22 protein-coding genes and 7 tRNA genes are annotated in these 19,753 nt (G+C 49.2%); 28 read left to right on the top strand and 1 reads right to left on the bottom strand.

Annotated features, from left to right (window positions below):
- Positions 1-14 precede the first annotated feature (14 nt).
- The 20 genes from ACHA8N_RS02075 to ACHA8N_RS01980 all read left to right on the top strand — a co-directional run bounded on the left by ACHA8N_RS02075 (position 15) and on the right by ACHA8N_RS01980 (position 13,880).
- Positions 15-89, top strand: a tRNA-Asn gene (locus tag ACHA8N_RS02075).
- Positions 90-91: 2 nt separating this feature from the next.
- Positions 92-166, top strand: a tRNA-Glu gene (locus ACHA8N_RS02070).
- Between the two features lie 12 nt (positions 167-178).
- Positions 179-251, top strand: a tRNA-Thr gene (locus tag ACHA8N_RS02065).
- 35 nt (positions 252-286) lie between these two features.
- Positions 287-370, top strand: a tRNA-Tyr gene (locus ACHA8N_RS02060).
- Positions 371-374: 4 nt separating this feature from the next.
- Positions 375-447 (top strand) — tRNA-Lys (locus ACHA8N_RS02055).
- 6 nt (positions 448-453) lie between these two features.
- Positions 454-525 (top strand) — tRNA-Gly (locus tag ACHA8N_RS02050).
- A 14-nt stretch (positions 526-539) separates the two neighbouring features.
- Positions 540-615, top strand: a tRNA-Ala gene (locus ACHA8N_RS02045).
- A 221-nt stretch (positions 616-836) separates the two neighbouring features.
- Positions 837-1,745, top strand: coding sequence for an arginase (gene rocF / locus ACHA8N_RS02040; protein ID WP_393964574.1), 909 nt, complete (start codon positions 837-839; stop codon positions 1,743-1,745).
- A 125-nt stretch (positions 1,746-1,870) separates the two neighbouring features.
- Positions 1,871-2,434, top strand: a complete 564-nt coding sequence (sigW, locus tag ACHA8N_RS02035) for an RNA polymerase sigma factor SigW (protein WP_026834285.1) — start codon at positions 1,871-1,873, stop codon at positions 2,432-2,434.
- Between the two features lie 16 nt (positions 2,435-2,450).
- Positions 2,451-3,065 carry an anti-sigma factor gene (locus ACHA8N_RS02030; RefSeq protein ID WP_393964573.1) on the top strand — a complete coding sequence of 205 codons (615 nt, stop codon included), beginning with the start codon at positions 2,451-2,453 and terminating at the stop codon, positions 3,063-3,065.
- An 80-nt stretch (positions 3,066-3,145) separates the two neighbouring features.
- Entirely contained in the window at positions 3,146-4,006 is an 861-nt protein-coding gene (gene cdaA, locus ACHA8N_RS02025) for a diadenylate cyclase CdaA (RefSeq protein WP_147511508.1), read from the top strand.
- Positions 4,006-5,292 carry a CdaR family protein gene (locus tag ACHA8N_RS02020; protein WP_147511509.1) on the top strand — a complete coding sequence of 429 codons (1,287 nt, stop codon included), beginning with the start codon at positions 4,006-4,008 and terminating at the stop codon, positions 5,290-5,292. The genes cdaA and ACHA8N_RS02020 overlap by 1 nt, the downstream gene beginning before the upstream one ends.
- 29 nt (positions 5,293-5,321) lie before the next feature.
- A complete protein-coding gene (glmM, locus tag ACHA8N_RS02015; RefSeq protein ID WP_393964572.1) occupies positions 5,322-6,677 on the top strand; it encodes a phosphoglucosamine mutase in 1,356 nt (451 codons plus the stop codon).
- A gap of 478 nt (positions 6,678-7,155) precedes the next feature.
- The gene (gene glmS / locus ACHA8N_RS02010) at positions 7,156-8,952 is read left to right on the top strand and encodes a glutamine--fructose-6-phosphate transaminase (isomerizing) (RefSeq protein ID WP_147511511.1); all 1,797 of its coding nucleotides are present in this window, start codon (positions 7,156-7,158) and stop codon (positions 8,950-8,952) included.
- An 83-nt stretch (positions 8,953-9,035) separates the two neighbouring features.
- Positions 9,036-9,569 (top strand): Imm64 family immunity protein, encoded by a 534-nt coding sequence (locus ACHA8N_RS02005; protein ID WP_147511512.1) that lies wholly within the window; start codon positions 9,036-9,038, stop codon positions 9,567-9,569.
- 19 nt (positions 9,570-9,588) lie between these two features.
- Positions 9,589-10,164: a hypothetical protein gene (locus ACHA8N_RS02000; protein WP_393964571.1), complete on the top strand. Its 576-nt coding sequence runs from the start codon at positions 9,589-9,591 to the stop codon at positions 10,162-10,164.
- Positions 10,165-10,269: 105 nt separating this feature from the next.
- A complete protein-coding gene (locus tag ACHA8N_RS01995) occupies positions 10,270-10,869 on the top strand; it encodes a short chain dehydrogenase (protein ID WP_393964570.1) in 600 nt (199 codons plus the stop codon).
- Positions 10,870-11,241: 372 nt separating this feature from the next.
- The gene (locus ACHA8N_RS01990) at positions 11,242-11,802 is read left to right on the top strand and encodes an isochorismatase family protein (RefSeq protein WP_393964569.1); all 561 of its coding nucleotides are present in this window, start codon (positions 11,242-11,244) and stop codon (positions 11,800-11,802) included.
- A gap of 126 nt (positions 11,803-11,928) precedes the next feature.
- Positions 11,929-12,825, top strand: coding sequence for a phosphotransferase enzyme family protein (locus ACHA8N_RS01985; RefSeq protein WP_393964568.1), 897 nt, complete (start codon positions 11,929-11,931; stop codon positions 12,823-12,825).
- A 65-nt stretch (positions 12,826-12,890) separates the two neighbouring features.
- On the top strand, positions 12,891-13,880 hold the full coding sequence (locus ACHA8N_RS01980) for an NAD(P)/FAD-dependent oxidoreductase (RefSeq protein ID WP_393964567.1): 990 nt from the start codon (positions 12,891-12,893) through the stop codon (positions 13,878-13,880).
- A gap of 51 nt (positions 13,881-13,931) precedes the next feature.
- Here the strand turns inward: ACHA8N_RS01980 and ACHA8N_RS01975 are convergent, their stop codons facing one another.
- Complete coding sequence (locus ACHA8N_RS01975; protein ID WP_393964566.1) at positions 13,932-14,285, bottom strand: winged helix-turn-helix transcriptional regulator; 354 nt, start codon at positions 14,283-14,285, stop codon at positions 13,932-13,934.
- A gap of 125 nt (positions 14,286-14,410) precedes the next feature.
- Here ACHA8N_RS01975 and ACHA8N_RS01970 point away from each other — a divergent pair, with 125 nt between their 5' ends.
- The 8 genes from ACHA8N_RS01970 to ACHA8N_RS01935 all read left to right on the top strand — a co-directional run bounded on the left by ACHA8N_RS01970 (position 14,411) and on the right by ACHA8N_RS01935 (position 19,711).
- Positions 14,411-15,268 (top strand): SDR family oxidoreductase, encoded by an 858-nt coding sequence (locus ACHA8N_RS01970; RefSeq protein WP_393964565.1) that lies wholly within the window; start codon positions 14,411-14,413, stop codon positions 15,266-15,268.
- Between the two features lie 74 nt (positions 15,269-15,342).
- Entirely contained in the window at positions 15,343-16,194 is an 852-nt protein-coding gene (locus tag ACHA8N_RS01965; protein ID WP_393964564.1) for a PPK2 family polyphosphate kinase, read from the top strand.
- A 152-nt stretch (positions 16,195-16,346) separates the two neighbouring features.
- Positions 16,347-16,685, top strand: a complete 339-nt coding sequence (locus ACHA8N_RS01960) for a zinc ribbon domain-containing protein YjdM (RefSeq protein WP_028107224.1) — start codon at positions 16,347-16,349, stop codon at positions 16,683-16,685.
- A 139-nt stretch (positions 16,686-16,824) separates the two neighbouring features.
- Entirely contained in the window at positions 16,825-17,250 is a 426-nt protein-coding gene (locus tag ACHA8N_RS01955; RefSeq protein WP_026829591.1) for a DMT family transporter, read from the top strand.
- A gap of 12 nt (positions 17,251-17,262) precedes the next feature.
- Positions 17,263-17,931, top strand: coding sequence for a Crp/Fnr family transcriptional regulator (locus ACHA8N_RS01950; RefSeq protein WP_393964563.1), 669 nt, complete (start codon positions 17,263-17,265; stop codon positions 17,929-17,931).
- A gap of 12 nt (positions 17,932-17,943) precedes the next feature.
- The gene (locus ACHA8N_RS01945) at positions 17,944-18,414 is read left to right on the top strand and encodes a DMT family transporter (RefSeq protein WP_393964562.1); all 471 of its coding nucleotides are present in this window, start codon (positions 17,944-17,946) and stop codon (positions 18,412-18,414) included.
- 3 nt (positions 18,415-18,417) lie between these two features.
- The gene (locus tag ACHA8N_RS01940; RefSeq protein ID WP_393964561.1) at positions 18,418-19,131 is read left to right on the top strand and encodes a YjjG family noncanonical pyrimidine nucleotidase; all 714 of its coding nucleotides are present in this window, start codon (positions 18,418-18,420) and stop codon (positions 19,129-19,131) included.
- A 100-nt stretch (positions 19,132-19,231) separates the two neighbouring features.
- The gene (locus ACHA8N_RS01935) at positions 19,232-19,711 is read left to right on the top strand and encodes a GNAT family N-acetyltransferase (protein ID WP_393964560.1); all 480 of its coding nucleotides are present in this window, start codon (positions 19,232-19,234) and stop codon (positions 19,709-19,711) included.
- Positions 19,712-19,753 lie beyond the last annotated feature (42 nt).

The raw sequence follows: 19,753 nt of genomic DNA, 5'->3' as shown, positions 1-19,753 counted from the left end.
TTATTTTTATTTATTCCGCAATAGCTCAGTGGTAGAGCAACCGGCTGTTAACCGGTAGGTCGTAGGTTCAAATCCTACTTGCGGAGCCAATGGCCCGTTGGTCAAGCGGTTAAGACACCGCCCTTTCACGGCGGTATCACGGGTTCGATTCCCGTACGGGTCACCATTTTTATTTTTCGCCGGTGTAGCTCAGCTGGTAGAGCAACTGACTTGTAATCAGTAGGTCGCGGGTTCGACTCCTGTTGCCGGCACTGTTTTTTTCAATTGTATAGTTCCTAGACAAACTGGGGGGGTAGCGAAGTGGCTAAACGCGGCGGACTGTAAATCCGCTCCCTCGGGTTCGGCGGTTCGAATCCGCCCCCCCCCACCATGTCGAGCCATTAGCTCAGTTGGTAGAGCATCTGACTTTTAATCAGAGGGTCGCAGGTTCGAATCCTGCATGGCTCATATTTTGCGGAAGTAGTTCAGTGGTAGAATACGACCTTGCCAAGGTCGGGGTCGCGGGTTCGAATCCCGTCTTCCGCTTTTTATTTTTATTTGGGGCCTTAGCTCAGCTGGGAGAGCGCCTGCCTTGCACGCAGGAGGTCAGCGGTTCGATCCCGCTAGGCTCCACCAAATTTTGCTTAAAGATCTTAAGCGAGTTTCGTTCGACTTAAGTTTTTTTATATTTGAAATGCCTGCAATTAAAGTACGTACGCGAAAGCACTGTGAGAATCCTCACGGTGCTTTTTTGTCGTCTGATCTTTGTATAATCATGCGTCATCGTGTCGAGTTGAACCATCGTCTTGTTACCGCTTACAATTAAGGTAACTTACTAAGTAAAGGGGAACAGGTCGATGAACATTGCATATATCAGCGTACCGTATCGGTATGGTCAAGGAAAACCGGGGACAGAGCAAGGACCGGCTGCAGTCGAAGAAGCAGGATTACTCGAGACACTTGCGGTCAACGGACAAGAGACAGCGCGCTATGGGGAAGCAGCTGTTTTATCTGAAGATGCGGTCCGGGAAGAAGATTCGCAATTGAAACGGCTAGAAGGTGTCGTTCATACGACAAACGACTTACATTTGATTGTCCGCGATGCACTGAGTGAGCAACGTTTCCCGTTACTCGTCGGAGGCGATCACAGCATGGCGATCGGAACCATCGCCGGGTTGCGACAAGCCGTTCCGCGTCTTGGTGTCATCTGGTTTGATGCGCATGGTGATTTGAACACACCGGAGACTTCACCGTCCGGTAATATTCATGGAATGCCGCTTGCTGTAGCACTGGGAGAAGGTCACCAGCGTTTAACGGAAATCGGTGGAAACGATATTAAATTACAACCGGAACACCTTGTCTTCATCGGCTTACGAGATGTCGATGCCGGAGAACAGGAACTGATCGATCGTCTTGGCATCCGTGTATATGACATGGAAGCGATTCGGACACGGGGCATGGATGTCATCATGGAAGAAGCAATTGCCTATTTAAAAGAGACGACTGATGCGTTTTACCTCAGTTTCGATATGGACGGACTTGATCCAAGCCTCGTGGAAGGAACCGGAACACGAGTCGCCGATGGGATCATGCTTGATGATGCGAAGACGGTTTTACGTCATTGCGCCGGACAAGATGATTTTATTGCTGCTGAATTCGTAGAGGTCAATCCATTGTTGGAAGAAGAAAACGGGACAGCGATTCTTGCAAATGAATTGATTGGAAACTTGCTCCAGTATATGCAGGCGCACCGTTTAGTAAAATAATGGATGGAACTTGAACTCTTTTCGTCAGAGTTCAAGTTTTTTTTGTTACAATTCAAATTGAGATGAAACATTTGTTGGTCGACTCCGTATAAGAGATTGACCGCATAGAGCGGGGGGTATTCAAAGTGGAAGAAACAACACTACGCTTGATTGAGCGGGTGAAGCAGGGCGACCGTGATGCATTTGCGGCACTTGTTGATCTATATAAAGAAGGTGCCTTTTTAGTCGCCTTCCGTGTTCTACGTGATCGAATGGAAGCAGAGGATGCTACGCAAGAAGCCTTTATCCGTGTGTTCACGAAAATTGAATCGTATAATGCCCAGTGGAAGTTCCGAACGTGGTTGTACCGGATCGTGACGAACGTGTCGATTGATCGACTTCGCAAGAAACGTCCCGATTATTCCCTTGATGCCGAGATGTCGGGGACTGAGGGATTGACGTTGTATTCCCAGCTCGAAAGCAAGGACCAGTTGCCGGAAGATCAAGTCATTGATTCTGAACAACGCCAAGATGTGGGGGAAGCGATTGCCGGCTTACCTGAAAAATACCGGATTCCACTTGTTTTGAAATATATTGAAGATCTTTCGCTCAAAGAAATCAGTGAGCTGATCGATTTACCAGTCGCTACGGTTAAAACTAGAATTCATCGAGGACGCGAAGCGCTGAAAAAGCATTTTGCCAAACGATGAGAAGGAGGCACTCACCATGACACGAGAAAAAGTGTATGAACGGATACAGGATTATTTAGATCAAAACCAACCTCCGGAAGACTTCAAACGACTTGAAGCGGAGTTACGGGAAGCAAATGCGATGGACGAGTTCGAAGAGTATCGGCTCCTCGATGCTGAGTTACGTACGCTTCCAGCACCCAAGCTTTCGGCGGACTTTACATCCCGCGTGCTGGCACAATTGCCCGAACAGGTGGACCAACCGAATGTAACTCCGCTCAGAAAATCGTCCCGCTTCGGCGGGAAGATGAAGCAGTATCCGTTACTTGCGGCCGCTTCGATCTTCATGTTGTTATCCGTCGGCAGTCTCGGCGGTTACCTGACACAGGAAGAACACGATTTGTCCTATACGAATGTACCTGGCATCGTCGCTGAGAATGGTGAAGTTGTTGTTCCGAAAGGGGTTACCGTCAATCAAGATCTTTATGTTGAAGGGGGAAACGTCCGGATTGAAGGCAACGTCAACGGCGACGTGACGACAGTGGATGGAAAAGCCTACACGGCCAGTGCCGGAAACGTCACGGGCGAGATCAAACAGATTGATCAACTGTTTGAACGGGTCTGGTACGGAATTAAACGAATCTTTGAATGAGTCAGGTGGGACGAGTCTAACTCGTCCCTTTGTGCTATAATGAAAGCTGTTTAAATCAGATGAGATAGGGGGCACGGTTGGTGAATTACTTCAACTGGCAACCACTTCAATTTCAATTGTTGAAACTGGGAGAAAACGTACATTGGTACGATTATATTAACGACGTGATTGATATCGCGGTCGTGACATTCGTCATTTACCGTCTGATGATCATTGTCAAAGGCACAAAAGCAGTCCAATTGATCAAAGGGATTTCGGTTATTTTGATCAGCTGGTTCTTAAGCGGATTCTTCGGACTGAAGACGTTACAATTTCTGCTGAACCAAATCATTACGTATGGTCTGCTCGGGATCATCATCATTTTTCAACCGGAGTTACGCCGAGGGCTCGAACACCTTGGACGAACGAGTAAATTCTTTTCACGGAGTGCAGTGAGTGATGAGGATGAACAAGTCCGGATTGTTGATGCATTGGTGACATCAGCACAATACATGTCCAAACGCCGGATTGGAGCACTCGTCACAATCGAGCGGGAGACAGGGCTTAGTGAGTACGTTGAAACCGGTATTCCGCTGGGATCACAAATCACGAGTCAGTTGCTGATCAATTTGTTTATTCCAAATACGCCGCTCCATGATGGAGCCGTCATCGTTCAACAAGGAAAACTGGCGGCAGCTGCTTGTTATCTGCCGTTGTCTGAGAGTGCACATATCTCGAAAGATCTCGGAACACGTCATCGGGCAGCGATTGGCGTCAGTGAAGTGACGGACAGTGTCACACTCGTGGTTTCTGAAGAAACAGGCGGTGTCTCGCTCGCCATTAACGGTCGACTGTACCGGGAGCTTGACGAAGCTTCACTGCGGACAAAATTAATCGAAACGATCGTGAAAGCCGAACCGACGAATACTTCCTTCTTCAACTGGATGGGGGCGAAAAAATAATGTTCGAGAAATGGTTCAATGAACGTTGGTTTCTCCGAATCGTTGCTGTTTTGCTGGCGGTCATGCTGTATCTGATGGTGGCAGGCACGAATTCGAGTGGGAAAAGTGATGCTGCCAGCCTGTTGCCGGTCGCTGGTCAAGGATCGACGAAATTCGATGTACCGGTGACGGTCAAGTATGACGAAGCACAATGGGTTGTCTATAACACGCCAAAAACAATCGAGACGACAGTCAAAGGGCCGTCGAGCAGTTTAACCATGCTCCGGCTCGTCAAAGACTTTGGTTTGTCGATTGATTTGACAGGTCTGGATCCCGGATACCATCGTGTCCGCCTGGCTGCCAGCGGGTTTGGCAAAGATGTTGAAGTGACCCCGAAACAGGAAACGATTGAAGTGTTCCTCGATAAAAAGGTCACGAAAGAAGTCCCGGTTCAAGTCGCTTTGTTAAATAAAAATAAGATTGCAGAAGGTTACGTTGTTGGTGAAGCGCAACCGACCCAACAAACCGTCTCCGTGACAGGCGGGGCAGAGAAATTACAAGCCATCACGGCGATTCAAGTTCCGATTGATGTCACGGGGCGGGCCGAGACGTTTAAAGAATCGTTTAACGTCAAAGCCACAGATGCAAACGGGAATGCCATCAGTGCAACGTATGATCCCGAGCAACTCGAAGTAACCGTTCCGATTTATAAAGAAAGTAAAACCGTCCCGATTAATGTCGAGACAAAAGATGCTGTCAAAAAGGGATATAAAGTCGTCAAAATTGTTCCGGTCACGACGGAAGCCCGTTTATATGGAACAAAAGAGGAACTGTCCCGCATCGGTTCGGTCGAAACGGAAGCCGTCTCCTTAAAAGGATTGACACAGACAGTGGATCGAACCGTCAAATTGATGGAGCCGGACAATGTGACTGCAATGGAGCCAACGTCCGTCACGGTCAGTATCGTCGTCGAGAAAGAGAATGCCAAAGCGACGACCGAAACTGTCGAAGATCGGGCGGAAAAAACGATTTCCGGTATATCGGTGACGTTAAACGGATTCGATGAATCGAAGTATACGATTGATTACGAACAAACGATTGATCTTGTCGTCCGTGGTAATGAAGCGGATCTCGCTTCGATTGATGCGACGGATATAAAAGCTGTCTTAGATGTGACAGGTTTAAAAGAAGGTACACACGGCTTACCGATTTCATATCAGACGTCCAAAGCGTTTGATGTGTTGCGTCCGGATAACATGGATATCACACTTAAAGCGATTCCCCGGACATCGATTCAAACCAATTAAATCAACTTTTTGAAATGAGGAAATTATATATGGGTAAGTATTTTGGAACTGACGGCGTCCGCGGCGTCGCAAACGTAGAACTGACACCTGAACTGGCATATCGTCTTGGCCGGACAGGCGGATATGTCTTAACGAAACACGAAAGCACACGTCCGAAAGTCTTGATCGGGCGCGATACACGCGTCTCCGGACAAATGCTTGAGAATGCCTTGATTGCCGGACTCTTGTCAATCGGAGCGGAAGTCATGCGTCTTGGTGTCATCTCGACACCGGGGGTCGCGTACTTGACGAAAACAATGGATGCGACAGCGGGCGTCATGATCTCCGCGTCACACAATCCGGTTGAAGACAACGGAATCAAATTCTTCGGTTCAGACGGCTTTAAACTTGATGATGCGACAGAACTTGAAATCGAAGGACTGCTGGACGAAGCGGAAGATACGTTACCACGTCCGTCCGGGAAAGAACTCGGATTCGTCCACGATTACTATGAAGGCGCACAAAAGTACCTGCATATGTTACGTCAGACATCGGATGAAGATTTCTCAGGCATCCACGTCGCGATCGACGGGGCACACGGTGCGACGTCAAGTCTTGCACCACGCCTGTTCGGTGATTTGGAAGCGGAAGTTTCGACGATTGGAACGACGCCAAACGGCTTGAACATCAACGAAGGTGTCGGTTCGACGCACCCTGAACATTTGGCTGACTTTGTCCTTGAAAAAGGCGCAGATATCGGTCTGTCATTTGACGGCGACGGCGATCGCCTGATTGCGATTGATGAGAACGGTAAAATTGTCGACGGCGATAAAATCATGTTCATCTGCGGGAAACATTTCAATGAAATCGGTCGCTTAAAAGACAGTACGATTGTCGCGACCGTCATGAGTAACCTCGGTTTCCATAAAACAGTCGCAGAACACGGCATGACGGCGTTGCAGACAGCGGTCGGTGACCGCTACGTCGTTGAAGAAATGCGTAAAAACAACTATACACTCGGCGGCGAACAGTCAGGTCACATCATCTTCATGGATTATTCAACAACGGGAGACGGTATGCTGTCAGGCGTCCAGCTCTTGCAAATCATGAAGGCGACAGGCAAGAAATTGTCGGAACTCGCAGCAGAAATGCCGGTCTTCCCGCAACGTCTCGTCAACATTCGTGTATCGGATAAAAACGGTGCGATGAATGGTCCTGCCGTTCAGTCAATCATTGCGGAAGTCGAATCTGAGATGGCTGGAAACGGTCGGATTCTTGTGCGGGCATCGGGAACAGAACCACTTGTCCGTGTCATGGCGGAGGCGCCGACGCAAGAAGCATGTGACATGTATGTCGAGCGGATCGCGAACGTTGTCCGTGAAAACTATGCGTTGCAAGAAAACTGAGTGAACGAAAGGAGCGGATGAACATCCGTTCCTTTTTTTATTATTCTGGGATTTAGAAGTTTAGCAAAATAAAAGAGAGGTTTCTTGTGCTTCAGAGTATCGCCGGTGAATGAAGCAAACATGGGATAATTTTTTACAAAATCTAGGTATTAGAGGTATCATTTAGAAAAAAATCGGGAATAGTTACAGATACGTTACCTTTCTTGCTTTTTCTAAATAAAGTTCGTATGATTGTAAAGTCGGACAGAAACGGGGTCGGACAGAATTAAAAAGCGCCAGGGCTGTCTATGTGATAGGCAGCTGACGAGGTGGAGGTTTATCGAATCATTCGGCGGATGCCTCCCGGTACCATGTCAGTACCGTAAACGTGTCTGAAATCGTTTAAGTGATTAGACGGACAAGCAGATGCGTGATGACAGCTCTCGACAAGAGCCGTTTCCTCTTCAGGGAAATACTTGTAAATGGGAGAGAAACAATTATGTGCGGTATCGTAGGTATGATCGGACAAGTGAACACAAAGGAAATTTTATTAAAGGGACTCGAAAAACTCGAGTACCGCGGTTATGATTCGGCTGGTCTTGCGTTCGTCAACGACGGCGTTCAAGTCCATAAAGAAGTCGGCCGGATTGCTGCGCTACGCGAAGTTGTTCCTGCAGAAGCAGATGGTCTTGTTGGAATTGGTCACACACGTTGGGCGACACACGGTGTCCCAAGTGTACCGAATGCCCACCCGCACCAAAGTGCTTCATCACGTTTCACACTCGTGCATAACGGTGTCATCGAAAACGATGAGCAGTTAAAAGCAGAACTCAATGTTGATTTACTCAGCGACACGGATACAGAAGTCATCGTTCAGATGATCGAAAAGAACTTTGCCGCAACAGGTGACGTGACAGAAGCATTCCGTCAAACACTTCGTGTGCTTCACGGTTCGTATGCACTCGCTTTAATCGATGCAGAGAACCCGGATGTCTTGTACGTCGCAAAAAATAAATCACCACTTCTTGTAGGTCTCGGTGACGGTACGTTCAACGTTGTTGCGTCTGACGCAATGGCTATGCTTCAAGTAACGGATCAATTCGTTGAGTTGCATGACGGCGAAATGATCATCTTGACGCGTGACAGTGTCACAATCCAAGATTTAGACGGGAACGTCAAAGAGCGTGACGCGTATACAGCAGAAATCGATGCATCAGATATCGAAAAAGGCACGTACGCGCACTACATGCTCAAAGAAATGGACGAACAGCCGGCAGTTATCCGGAACATCGTTCAGAAATACCAAAATGAGTCAGGCGAAATCACACTCGATCAGTCAGTCCGTGATTTAGTCCTTGGACGTGACCGTGTCTACATCATCGGTTGCGGAACAAGCTACCATGCAGGATTGATCGGAAAACAATTGATCGAGCAAATCGCGGGTATCCCGACAGAAGTCCACATCTCGTCTGAGTTCGGCTACAACATGCCACTCTTGACTGAGAAACCACTGTTCCTCTTCCTTTCTCAATCAGGTGAAACAGCGGACAGCCGTGCAGTTCTCGTCGAAGCGAAAAAACTCGGTCATCCGGCACTGACAATCACAAACGTCGCAGGATCAACGTTGTCACGTGAAGCAAACGCAACGCTCTTGTTGCATGCAGGTCCTGAAATCGCAGTGGCGTCAACAAAAGCGTATACAGCACAAATCGCTGTGCTCGCAGTCCTTGCGTTTGACCTCGCTCAAGCAAAAGGTGTCGCGGTTAACTTCGATCTCCTGAAAGAACTCGGAAAAATCTCAAGCGCGATGGAGTCGGTCATGTCACAAAAAGAACGGTTCCAAGAAATCGCTTCAGAATACTTGTCTGAATCACGCAATGCCTTCTTCATCGGTCGTGGTCAAGATGCGTATGTCGGAATGGAAGGGGCTCTCAAGCTCAAAGAAATTTCGTACATCCAAGCAGAAGGTTACGCCGGCGGCGAATTGAAACACGGTCCAATCGCTTTGATCGAAGACAACACACCGGTCATCGCCCTCGTGACACAACCACACGTTCACCTCAACAACCGAGGCAACGTCAAGGAAGTCGTCGCACGTGGTGCGAACGCGTGTGTCATCGCAGCAGAAGGTCTTGAATTGCCGACGGATGCATTCGTCATCCCAGCAGTTGAGCCACTCTTGTCACCACTCTTGTCTGTTTTACCGCTTCAGTTGATCTCGTACTATGCGGCACTTGGCCGTGATTGCGACGTCGACAAGCCACGTAACTTGGCGAAATCGGTAACAGTTGAATAATTGACTCATCCTATACCCTTTCAGATGGTTGCATCTGAAAGGGTATTTTTAGTGATGTGTTTTAAAAAGGGGAATATCTCACAATGATCAGTGTCGGATTAGTATATGATGAAACAAACCGAATCGAGAAGGAACTAAGCCGACTCCTTCACCATCTTGAACAGCAAGGGGCACGAATAGTGCACTCCCACGTTTCTTTAGACGAGGACGGGGAGAAGTGGGTGGAGAGTCATCAAAAAGAGGTGGATTGTGCCTTACTCACTCGTTATTACTACGGTGAAGTATCAATCTGTCTAACGGCTTGCCATGAAATGAAAGAAATTCCGATTGGGATCAGTATTCAAAAAGAACAACAGTTTTTTGGTTTTGTTCTTTCCTTTAATGAAATGCGATTTGAAGAAGTAGGGATCGATCGACTAGAAGACATCGCGATTCAGTTCATGCAGCAGCTGACCGGTGTGACCCGCTTTCAATACGCTTTTTGTGATTACGATAGTGAAATCGAAATCCATCCAAAAGAAAAGAAAGAAATAGATGCAGGATACGCAATTATCTATTGGCATGGAGAAAAAGTGATGAAAAATAGTTGGAAAATTGATGGACTAACGACACGATAGATCAAAAGGAGTGAAGCAGATGAGTATCAAAGGGTACTGGGTCCAAGCCTTTCCACAATCCTGTGCAGAAGATGTACGAGTCGTGACACGTCTTTTGCCGCGCCGATGGTTCAGACCCACGATGTCGGGGACAATTGAAATTGCGTATTGGCAAGAAACGTTGATTTTGCCGTCCCGCATGTACTTCGATGAAATAGCAGAAGAAAAAATCCACACCTTATCCCAATCCCAGCGATGGTTGCTGTACTGTATGTATACACGTCACCATGACGGCTATGTCCGTGAAAAATACGTCCGCCTGCTGGAAAAAGAACAGGCAACTTCAGACTGGGCGTTGCTTTATCTGTTGGAACTGACCGGAGAATACGTCAAAGAAATTCTCGAACGAATCGAACCGATCTTACATCAGTGGTCAGAGGTACAATTACGTTCCTTTGTTCAAGGACACGAAGTCTATCTTGAACGGATTGAGCAGCGAATCATCAGTTACTGGAATGCCTATTACCGAAAAACAAACGAGCAGCGTAAGGATTCGAGCTATATCGGTTTTCGGATTCTGTATTTCTTACGAACGGGCATGTCATTGACTGTTTGAATGGAGCGTAAAGGACTGTCTATATCAGGGGGCAGTCATCCTTGAAACCGACCTCTTCAATGCAGTAGGCTAAACACGTAGGTGACTCAGAAAGGGGAGAAACAGATGAGAATTTTAGTAGTCGGAGCGAGCGGGACAATCGGTCAAGCAATCGTCGCGCAATTAGGGGAGCGGCACGAGATTATCCGGGCCGGACGAACAGGAGCGGACGTCCAAGTCGACATCACGTCGGAAGCCAGCATCCGTTCGATGTACGAAGCGGTCGGTCCGATCGATGCCGTCGTCAGTTCGACCGGCGGAGCACACTTCGGACCGTTGACGGATTTGACACCGGCGTTAAATCAGATCGGAATCGACAGTAAGTTAAAGGGGCAGGTCAATCTCGTCCTGCTTGGTTTGGAGACGGTTCGGGATGGAGGAAGCTTTACATTGACGACCGGTATCATGATGGACGATCCGATTCGCCACGGCGCGTCCGCTGCTCTTGCGAACGGCGGGGTCAAAGCATTTGTCCATGCCGCGGCGATTGAGATGCCACGGGGTATCCGGATCAACAGTGTCAGTCCAAACGTGTTGATTGAGTCACTCGACAAGTATGGACCATTTTTCCGTGGATTCGAAGCGGTTCCGGCATCGCGTGTCGCGACAGCGTTCGAAAAAAGCATCGAAGGGGCACAAACGGGACAAAATTACGAAGTGTATTAAAACAAACAAGACCGCCCACTCGTATCCGGTGGGCGGTCTTGTTTGTCAGCTCATCAAAGATTGTAAGTAAAAGATATTTAATAAGACAAGCGAAATCAAGAAGCAGATCAGCAAATTTTTCAAAAAAACAGGTCGCGTGATCTGACGATTCATAATCATCTTGTCGAGAAACAGATTCACGGCCAAGACGATGATGAAAGTTGTAAAAAAGAGTGGAATCAATTCCATATATAACATCCTTTCCATCGTCTTATTCAACGAATCAAATCGATCAAAAGTTTCGTAAAGGTTTGAAATTTCTTGTAAAAAACAGGATTTTCCAGTAGGGAAGGGAAAAAAGAAAGTAAAGAAACTAAAAGGAGGCGCATTCAGATGCGACAAGCGGTACTTGTCATTGATTTTCAACACGATCTCGTCGAAGGGACAGCAGAAGAATCCGGTGTGCATGCGAAGGAAGAAGTCATTGAGGTCATCAATCATGTGGTACAAGAAGCGCGCGATCATGATCATACGATTGTCTTCATCCGGGATCTTGATGTCGCGAGCGGACAAGGATCCGGTTTTGCGGTGCATCCCTCGATTCAGATTCCGGATCAGGCGGTCACGTTCGACAAAGCCGCAACTAATTCGTTTCACGGTACGCCGTTGCTCAGTCATCTGAAAGAGCAACAGGTCGGACATATCGTCATCCTCGGCTGTAAGACGGAACACTGTATCGATACGGCTGTCCGCAGTGCAACCGTCAACGGATTTGATGTGACACTCGTTGCCGACGGACATACGACGAACGGTTCCGATGTTTTATCGGCGGAGCAGATGATTGCCCACCACAACCAAGTCTTGCACGGACACTACAATGTCGAACATTTTGCGGTTGTCCGTCCCTCATCGGATAAGTTGTTTAAACCGATCCATGACCAATTTAGAACGTAAAAGGAGCAACCTCATGATTGAATTACGAAAAATGGAAGAAGCGGATTATCCCGCCTACGCGACGTACGTTGGACCGATTGACGAGCTGCTAGGTGAAATTACCGAAAAACGATTGGGGGAATCCTCATGACGCGGGAAGACTGGATTCAATTGTTTGATCTCGATGTCGCGGATAGTTTTCCTGTCACCGATTCATACAGTTCGGATGTTGACCGGCTGCTACTGCGCGACGGACGAACCGTGTTTTTAAAGCGACCTTACACTGCCGACAAATGGTATCGGGAACACGGCTGGTTAACGTATTTAGCCAGTCGTGTTGCTGTGCCGAAGATTCTCATGGAGGCGCGACCGACCGGGCAGACGACGGGGGCGTTTGTGCTCGAAGCACTGACCGGTTCGACGATTGAGACGGTTACACCGACGCTCGCCTCGCAAATCGGACAATTGCATGCAACACTCCACAACTGTACACGCGACGCGTACGGCGATTTTGAGAAGAACGGCTTCACCGCGTTTACCTCACAGGACTGGCGTGTCTTCCGAAATGCAAAGATGACCTCATTCGATTCGGCAATCCGGCAGGTCTTGTCACCTGCACTCTATCAAGCTGCTTTTACGGAATTAAAGCGGCGTGAACATGAGTTACCGGAACCTTCCCGTCCTGTCGCAGTTCATCTCGATTTCCGGCTCGGTAATCTGCTCGCGGACGGTGAGACACTCACCGGACTGATCGATTTTGAGACCTCACGTTTCGGAGCGACGGAGATCGACTTCACGAAACTCGACCAGGATGTGTTTCAGGGAGGACCGGAGTTGCTTGACGCCTATCAAAAAGGTTACGGGCAAGTAAGGACATCGGAACCGATTGAAGTCTATTTACCATACTACCGTCTGTTTGAAGCACTGACGGGAATCGGTTGGTGTGTGCAGCGCGGACTGGAGCACCATCAACAGTTTTTCAATCACAACCATGCCCGTGTACTGGTCGAGTTGGAACGGACGAGCATATTCGAAGAACGTTAAAAGACGTCGTTTGACGAGCGAACCGCTATACTTGTGGAAATGAAGCAAGTAGAGGGGGAATTTGGATGGAACAACAAAAACGGATTGGGATTATTGGTGGCGGGCTCGCCGGAATTTTTGCGGCACGTCAATTGGTGACGGAAGGATATGCGGTCGAGGTCATCGAAAAAAGCCAAAGTGTCGGGGGACGGATGGCGACGAGACGGATCGACCAGGGAACAGCGGATCATGGGGCTGTTTTCTTTACGGTCCGGACGGACGAGTTGGCGCAAGAAGTGGACGATTGGCTGGAACAGGGTCTGATCCGAAAATGGTTCGGGGATGACTTTCCCCGCTACATTGCGGTCAACGGGATGAATCAGCTCGTTCAATCGATAGCCCGTGACATTCCGGTGCATCTAAATGAACAAGTTGAACGGATTGTGTCGGATGCACCCGGACTTCAAACCATCGCGTCTGAAGAAACACGGACGTATGATGCCATCCTGCTGACGGCACCGGTGCCGCAAGCTTATGACTTACTGGAAGCATCTCCGCTGACGTTAGTTGAATCCGATCACGCCCGTCTCGGGAAAGTGACGTTTGAGCCGACGTTCGTCGGTTTGTTCGAGATTCAGGAAACGCTCGAAATTGGTGAGGTCGGTCTACTTGATGAAGGTCTCGCAACCGGAATGTTAAAAATCGTCAACAATGCGCAAAAAGAAGTGTCGGCGACCCCGCTTCTGAGTGTCTATATGGCTGGGGACTGGAGTGAATCCTGGTATGACAAAGGGGAAGACGCGACGCTTGCGGAAATTGAACGGTTACTGCAGGAGCAACTCGGACCGGTCACGATCATCTCCCGCCAACTCAAACGTTGGCGGTATGCGCAGGCGCGCGACGTCTTCCGCACGCCTTATCTGAAGCTCGATCAACATCCGCTCTGGCTTGCAGGAGATGCCTTCCTCGATCCGAAAGATACGTCCGGACGGACACGGGTCGAGAGTGCCGTCATTTCCGGATTGCGTGTTGCAGCGGCAATGGACGCGCACTTCAAAGCGGTCGTAACAGAATAATAATCCTTGAAAAAGGGTGATTTCCAACAATGGAAGTCGCCCTTTTTAGCATCACGATTCGGATTCGGGTGGGAAATGGTGGTTACTCCAAGCCGCCATCTGGTCGAGGATCGGCAGAAAACTGTGCCCGGTATCGGTTAAGGAGTATTCGACTTTCGGCGGGAATTCCCGGTAGACTTTCCGATCGATCATTTCGTCTGCTTCCAGTTCCCGTAATTGTCGCGTCAAAATGCCTTTTGAAATTCCCGGCAACAGGTGTTCGAGTTCGTGAAACCGTTTCGTTCCGGTACTGAGATGCCAAAGCAACACGATTTTCCACTTGCCGGTCATAATATTTTGCGCGTGGGTAACAGGACAAGCTGTTCTTTGAGACAGAGGGGAGTCAGTTGTCGAAGCTTGATTCATCGGGAATTCCTCCTATAGTTCGGTTTGTGTGACCTGGTATCGAAAAAGTGCCTACTCCTCATAGTATATCACCTGTAATACAATTGGATACAGGTAGAAACTTATTAGAAAAGGAGCTTACGTCTATGAAACTACTTGTGACCGGAGCAACCGGAAAATTAGGAACGAAAATTGTCGAGCACCTCTTAACGAAAATCGCAGCCGATGATCTGATCGTCAGCGTTCGCGATCCGAAAAAAGCATCGGATTTAGCATCGCGCGGTGTTGAAGTCCGTCATGGTGATTTTGATAAACCGGATACGCTGCAAGAAGCTTTTGCGGGCGTCGACCGGCTCTTGCTCATCTCGACCGACGGCGAAGAAGCGACGCGGATCCGTCAACATACGGCAGCAGTTGAGGCAGTTAAAGCAGCCGGAGTCGGCTTGATTGCCTATACGAGTATCGCCAACGCGGAAGCCAGTCAAAATTTCCTGGCACGGACGCATCAAGTGACGGAACAGTTAATTCGGGAAACAGGGATTCCGTTTTTGTTCTTCCGGAATAACTGGTACTTGGAGAACGAACAGTCGACGATCGATGCGGTCCAAGCCGGACAAGACTGGCTGACGAGTGCCGGAAACGGTAAAGTTGGTTGGGCGCTCCAGGAAGATTATGCCGAAGCCATCGCGACGGTCTTGGTTGACCCGAAGCCGACAAAATCAATTTATGAACTGTCAGGTCCTCTCCATACGCAACAAGAGATTGCAGAGGCACTCGGACAGGTCCTCGGTCGCCCGGTGTATGTGAATCAGGTCGATGCTGTGACCTACACGGCAATTATGGAACAAGCGGGAGTCCCGGAATTTTTGCTGCCGATGCTACAGGCGATTCAAGAAGGGATTGCGGCCGGAACGCTGGCGGTTGAGAGTCAGGATTTTGAACAAATTCTCGGTCGGCCACCGGTCTCTCTCGAAGACGGCTTACGACAACTTGTTCAAAGATAAGTTCACCTGAACGTTTCCTTCTGAAGTGCTTTGGGTAAATATCCCTTACGTACATAAAAACGAGGGGGATTACCATGAACATTAAAAAATACCGTGTGACACCAGGGGAATCAATCCGATTATCCGATTATCCGACGTCGGATGAAAACCGGATTGCAGAAGACGAGTTACTGGATCAGCACATTCCGAAAAGTGTCGAGGAATTAAAAGAATTGCATTGGCGTCTGCATGCCGAAGAAAAAAACGGAGTTCTCGTGATTTTACAGGCGATTGATGCCGGCGGAAAAGATGAAGCCATCAGCTATATCTTCTCGAATCTCAACGCCCAAGGGTTACGGACGCTTTCCGTCAAAAAACCGTCCGATACGGAGCAAAAGCATGACTATCTCTGGCGGATTCACGAAGGATTGCCGGCAAAAGGCGAAGTCGGTATTTTGAACCGGTCGTATTACGAAGAGGTCATCGCACCACGGATTCATGACCTGCTGGAAGAAGAGGAAGTACCGGACGATCAAGATGTCTGGAAAATGCGTTACCGCCAAATCAATGACTTTGAACGTTATCTTGTTGAGAACGGCTTCCGCGTCGTCAAGTTTCTGTTTAACGTCTCAAAAGACGAGCAGAAAAAACGATTGCTCGAACGGATCAAAGATCCGAAGAAAAACTTTGAGTTTTCGTTCAGCGATGTGGAAGAACGGGAGCACTGGGATGAGTATCAGGACATCTTTGCCGAGCTCGTCTCGCACACGTCAACGGAACACGCGCCGTGGCATGTCCTGCCGGCCGATGACGAATGGTTCACCCGTTACATCGTGACGGAAGTCATGAATGACGTCCTGCGTGACATCGATCCGCAGTATCCGAAGCTGACGGACGAGGATCAGGAAAAACTCGATGAAGCGATTAAAAAGTTAGAAAATGAATAAGTGTGCGAACTGACGCAGCAGTCAGTTTTCAGATGACAACGGGAGACAGACTTTAACATCTGTCTCCTTTGTTGTGCGGAAAAACGGCTTTCTTTTGCAGGATCGCTGTTATAATCAAAGAGAAGAATCGATCAAGTACTGGAGGAATCAGCATGAATGAATACCCGAACTGTCCGAACTGTGGCTCAGCGTATACATACGAAGACGGCAACGTATTGGTGTGCCCGGAATGTGCCCATGAATGGACGGCCGCCGATACGGCAGCGGCAGAAGAAGCTAACGTCATCCGAGATGCGAACGGTAATGTACTGAACGACGGTGATACGATCACGGTCATCAAGGACTTAAAAGTGAAGGGCACGTCGCTTGTCGTCAAACAAGGGACGCGCGTCAAAGGGATCCGTCTCGTCGACGGGGATCATGACATCGATTGCAAGATTGATGGACTCGGTGCGATGAAGTTGAAGTCGGAGTTCGTGAAGAAAATTTAAACCTGTACCGCCTGTCTGACGACGAGGCGGTTTTTTCATGAGAAAAGATATACGTTTCCTTTCAGGACAAATGTCCTTTATCATTCAGGGAGGCTTCGTTTAAATGAAGGTATGAAAATCAAGAAGAGGAGGGACAATGATGCGCGGCATTCTTTTTGCAATCAGCGGCGGTTTTTTTCTGACACTCCAAAGTGTCGCCAATGCCCGAATCAGCAACAGCATCGGGACGTGGCAAGCGGCGACCTTGACCCAGATGACCGGTTTTGTCGTCGCCTTATTGATTACGTTAATCCTGCGTGACCGGACGTTCCGGCAGATGAAAGAGGTTAAGCTGCTCTATTTATCCGGAGGAGCATTGGCCGCTGCCGTCTTATTCAGTAACATGACAGCCGTTCATTTGATGGGTGTGACGTTGACGATCTCTTTATTCCTGATTGCCCAGCTTGGCTTAGCACTGGTGATTGATTGGAACGGATGGTTCGGAATGATCAAGCGGCGGTTGCAGTTGCCGCAAGTGATCGGCATTTTGATGATGATCGGCGGCGTGCTGATCTTGAAATGGTAAGGGGGAAAGAACGTGAAACAAGCACAACTGGATGAGTATTTGGCACGGTTTCAATTGACGGAAGTGTTTGCCGGCGGGTTGCGGGAGCATTTACAACCGGTCGCTTTTCAAGCCGGAGACTGGCTGTGTCGTCAAGGCGACGCGGCGGACCGGATCTACTTGTTGCTCGAGGGGAAGCTGAAGATTACCCATATGTCAGCGACCGGAAAACGGCTCGTCTTATCGTTTAAACATCCGTTTGATCTGGTCGGCGATATCGAATACGTCCGCCGGACACCATTGATGAATACGGTCGAAGCGGTCACACCGGTCAAAGCGGTCAGCATTTCCTATGCGGCACTGGAACAAAACGGAGCCGATAATCCGGCACTGCTCCGCTTTTTACTCGAGACGATTACGATGAAGTTTGAGCTGAAGTCGCATTCGATGAGCTTTAACCTGCTGTATCCGGTCGAAGTTCGACTCGCCAGTTACCTCTTATCGATGACACCGGAAACACCGACGTTACCGGTCAGTGATCTCGTCGATGCGGCAGATTTAATCGGCACGAGTTACCGTCACCTGAACCGTGTCCTGCGGCAGTTCAGTCAGGACGGCTTGATTGAGCGGACGAACCGGACGATTACGATCGTGGACCGGGACGGCTTGACGGAACGGGTCGGCGAAAGTATCTATGAGTGAGGAGGAAAGAAGATGACACTTGGAATAGTTCTGGCTTTATTCGGCGGAATGATGGTCTGTATTCAGAATACGTTTAATGCCAAGGTCAAGGAACGGGTCGGCGCATGGGCGACGACGACGCTGGTCCTCGGACTCGGATTCCTGGCCTCACTGACGATCGGACTGCTTGTTGAAGGCGGTGGTCTTTTCTCAACGAGTGGGATGCAACCATGGTTTTGGTTCAGCGGCATCATCGGAGTCGGTGTCGTTTTGTGTGTAACGCAAGGGGTGCAACAGCTCGGACCGAGTTATGCGATTTCAATTGTCATGGTCTCACAAATCTTGTTTGCCTTGCTGTGGGATACGCTCGGGTGGTTTGGTCTCGATCAAGTGGCATTTACGTGGACGAAAGCCGTCGGCGTTGTCCTGATTGGTGGCGGTGTTTTATTATTCCAAATCGGCGGCACGATAACCGAACGACGGATGTTACGAAAAGGAGCCTGACGGATGAACTACACGACATTGTTATTTGATATCGATCATACTTTGCTTGATTTTGATGCGACGGAACGCGCTGCCTTACGGCAACTGTTTGAAGAGGAAGAGCTCGAATGGACGGCCGAACGGGAAGCCCGTTACCGGACAATCAACCGCTCCTTATGGCAGGCACTTGAACGGGGCGAGGTAACACGGCAGGAAGTGATTGCGTCACGTTTTGTAGCGTTTTTTGCCGAGCAGGGCCGGACGGTCGACGGCAGTCGAATGGATACGCGTTACCGCGCGTACTTGAGTCAAGGGACGGAATTGATTGCAGGAGCAATCGAGTTGCTCGACTCACTCAAAGGGAAGTATCAGCTGTATGTCGTGACGAACGGTGTCGCGGCGACGCAACATGCACGACTCAAGGGATCTGGCCTGGCGCCTTATTTTGACGGGATTTTTGTCTCGGAAGAAACCGGCTATCAAAAACCGATGCCGGCCTTTTTTGATTACGTGTTTGACCGGATCCCGGACGCGACGCGCGATCAGACGTTGATCATCGGCGACTCGTTGACGGCAGACATTCAGGGCGGCATCTCGGCAGGAATTGCGACATGTTGGTTTAATCCCGGTCACGCCGCGGCTTCGGCGGAACTGACGCCGACCTATACGATCGAGCGACTCGACCAGTTGGTGACATTGCTTAGGACGAAAGAGGAAGTTCGCGTAACATCGAAATAAAGTCTGCTTACGGATTGCCTTTGAACCGTTTCCGTAACAGGAAAACCCGACCGGACGTTGAACTCCAAACGGGTATCGATTTAACAAGGAGTTGGAGATGATGAATTTACGGGCAATGACCACAGCCGATTATCCGGAAGTCAGTCGGATTTACCAACAGGGCATCGAGACTCAGAACGCGACGTTCCGAACAGAAGTACCTGCGTTTGATTACTGGGATGCCCATCACCACACGCACAGCCGGCTGGTGGCAGAAGAAGACGGGAAAGTGCTCGGATGGGTCGCCATCAGTCCGTTTTCGTCGATTCCCGCCTATCAGGGGGTGGCGGAAGTCAGTCTTTATATTGATGAAGACGCGCGCGGCAAAGGCATCGGCACCGCATTGATGCACGCTGTTATTGAAGCAAGTGAAGCGGCGGGTATCTGGACGTTGCATTCGCAAATCTTTCCGGAAAATACGGCCAGTCTGAAACTTCACCAACGGTTTGGTTTCCGGGAAGTCGGTCGGCGGGAACGGATCGGGCAATTGGCCGGCGTCTGGCGGGATACGGTTTTACTGGAGCGGAGAAGTCAACTATAGAACAGAAACATATCAAAAAGGGAAATGGATTTCAAAATCCGT

Source organism: Exiguobacterium sp. S22-S28 (assembly GCF_043359615.1).
Classification (GTDB): Bacteria; Bacillota; Bacilli; order Exiguobacteriales; family Exiguobacteriaceae; genus Exiguobacterium_A.
Note: the sequence above shows the minus strand (reverse complement) of the source record. Positions and strands in the feature narration are given on the sequence as shown.

Coding starts and splice junctions, on each gene's coding strand:
- rocF (WP_393964574.1), top strand. CDS start 837: ATGAACATTGCATATATCAGCGTACCGTATCGGTATGGTCAAGGAAAA.
- ACHA8N_RS02030 (WP_393964573.1), top strand. CDS start 2,451: ATGACACGAGAAAAAGTGTATGAACGGATACAGGATTATTTAGATCAA.
- ACHA8N_RS02020 (WP_147511509.1), top strand. CDS start 4,006: ATGTTCGAGAAATGGTTCAATGAACGTTGGTTTCTCCGAATCGTTGCT.
- glmM (WP_393964572.1), top strand. CDS start 5,322: ATGGGTAAGTATTTTGGAACTGACGGCGTCCGCGGCGTCGCAAACGTA.
- glmS (WP_147511511.1), top strand. CDS start 7,156: ATGTGCGGTATCGTAGGTATGATCGGACAAGTGAACACAAAGGAAATT.
- ACHA8N_RS02005 (WP_147511512.1), top strand. CDS start 9,036: ATGATCAGTGTCGGATTAGTATATGATGAAACAAACCGAATCGAGAAG.
- ACHA8N_RS02000 (WP_393964571.1), top strand. CDS start 9,589: ATGAGTATCAAAGGGTACTGGGTCCAAGCCTTTCCACAATCCTGTGCA.
- ACHA8N_RS01995 (WP_393964570.1), top strand. CDS start 10,270: ATGAGAATTTTAGTAGTCGGAGCGAGCGGGACAATCGGTCAAGCAATC.
- ACHA8N_RS01990 (WP_393964569.1), top strand. CDS start 11,242: ATGCGACAAGCGGTACTTGTCATTGATTTTCAACACGATCTCGTCGAA.
- ACHA8N_RS01985 (WP_393964568.1), top strand. CDS start 11,929: ATGACGCGGGAAGACTGGATTCAATTGTTTGATCTCGATGTCGCGGAT.
- ACHA8N_RS01980 (WP_393964567.1), top strand. CDS start 12,891: ATGGAACAACAAAAACGGATTGGGATTATTGGTGGCGGGCTCGCCGGA.
- ACHA8N_RS01975 (WP_393964566.1), bottom strand. CDS start 14,285: ATGAATCAAGCTTCGACAACTGACTCCCCTCTGTCTCAAAGAACAGCT.
- ACHA8N_RS01970 (WP_393964565.1), top strand. CDS start 14,411: ATGAAACTACTTGTGACCGGAGCAACCGGAAAATTAGGAACGAAAATT.
- ACHA8N_RS01965 (WP_393964564.1), top strand. CDS start 15,343: ATGAACATTAAAAAATACCGTGTGACACCAGGGGAATCAATCCGATTA.
- ACHA8N_RS01960 (WP_028107224.1), top strand. CDS start 16,347: ATGAATGAATACCCGAACTGTCCGAACTGTGGCTCAGCGTATACATAC.
- ACHA8N_RS01955 (WP_026829591.1), top strand. CDS start 16,825: ATGCGCGGCATTCTTTTTGCAATCAGCGGCGGTTTTTTTCTGACACTC.
- ACHA8N_RS01945 (WP_393964562.1), top strand. CDS start 17,944: ATGACACTTGGAATAGTTCTGGCTTTATTCGGCGGAATGATGGTCTGT.
- ACHA8N_RS01940 (WP_393964561.1), top strand. CDS start 18,418: ATGAACTACACGACATTGTTATTTGATATCGATCATACTTTGCTTGAT.
- ACHA8N_RS01935 (WP_393964560.1), top strand. CDS start 19,232: ATGAATTTACGGGCAATGACCACAGCCGATTATCCGGAAGTCAGTCGG.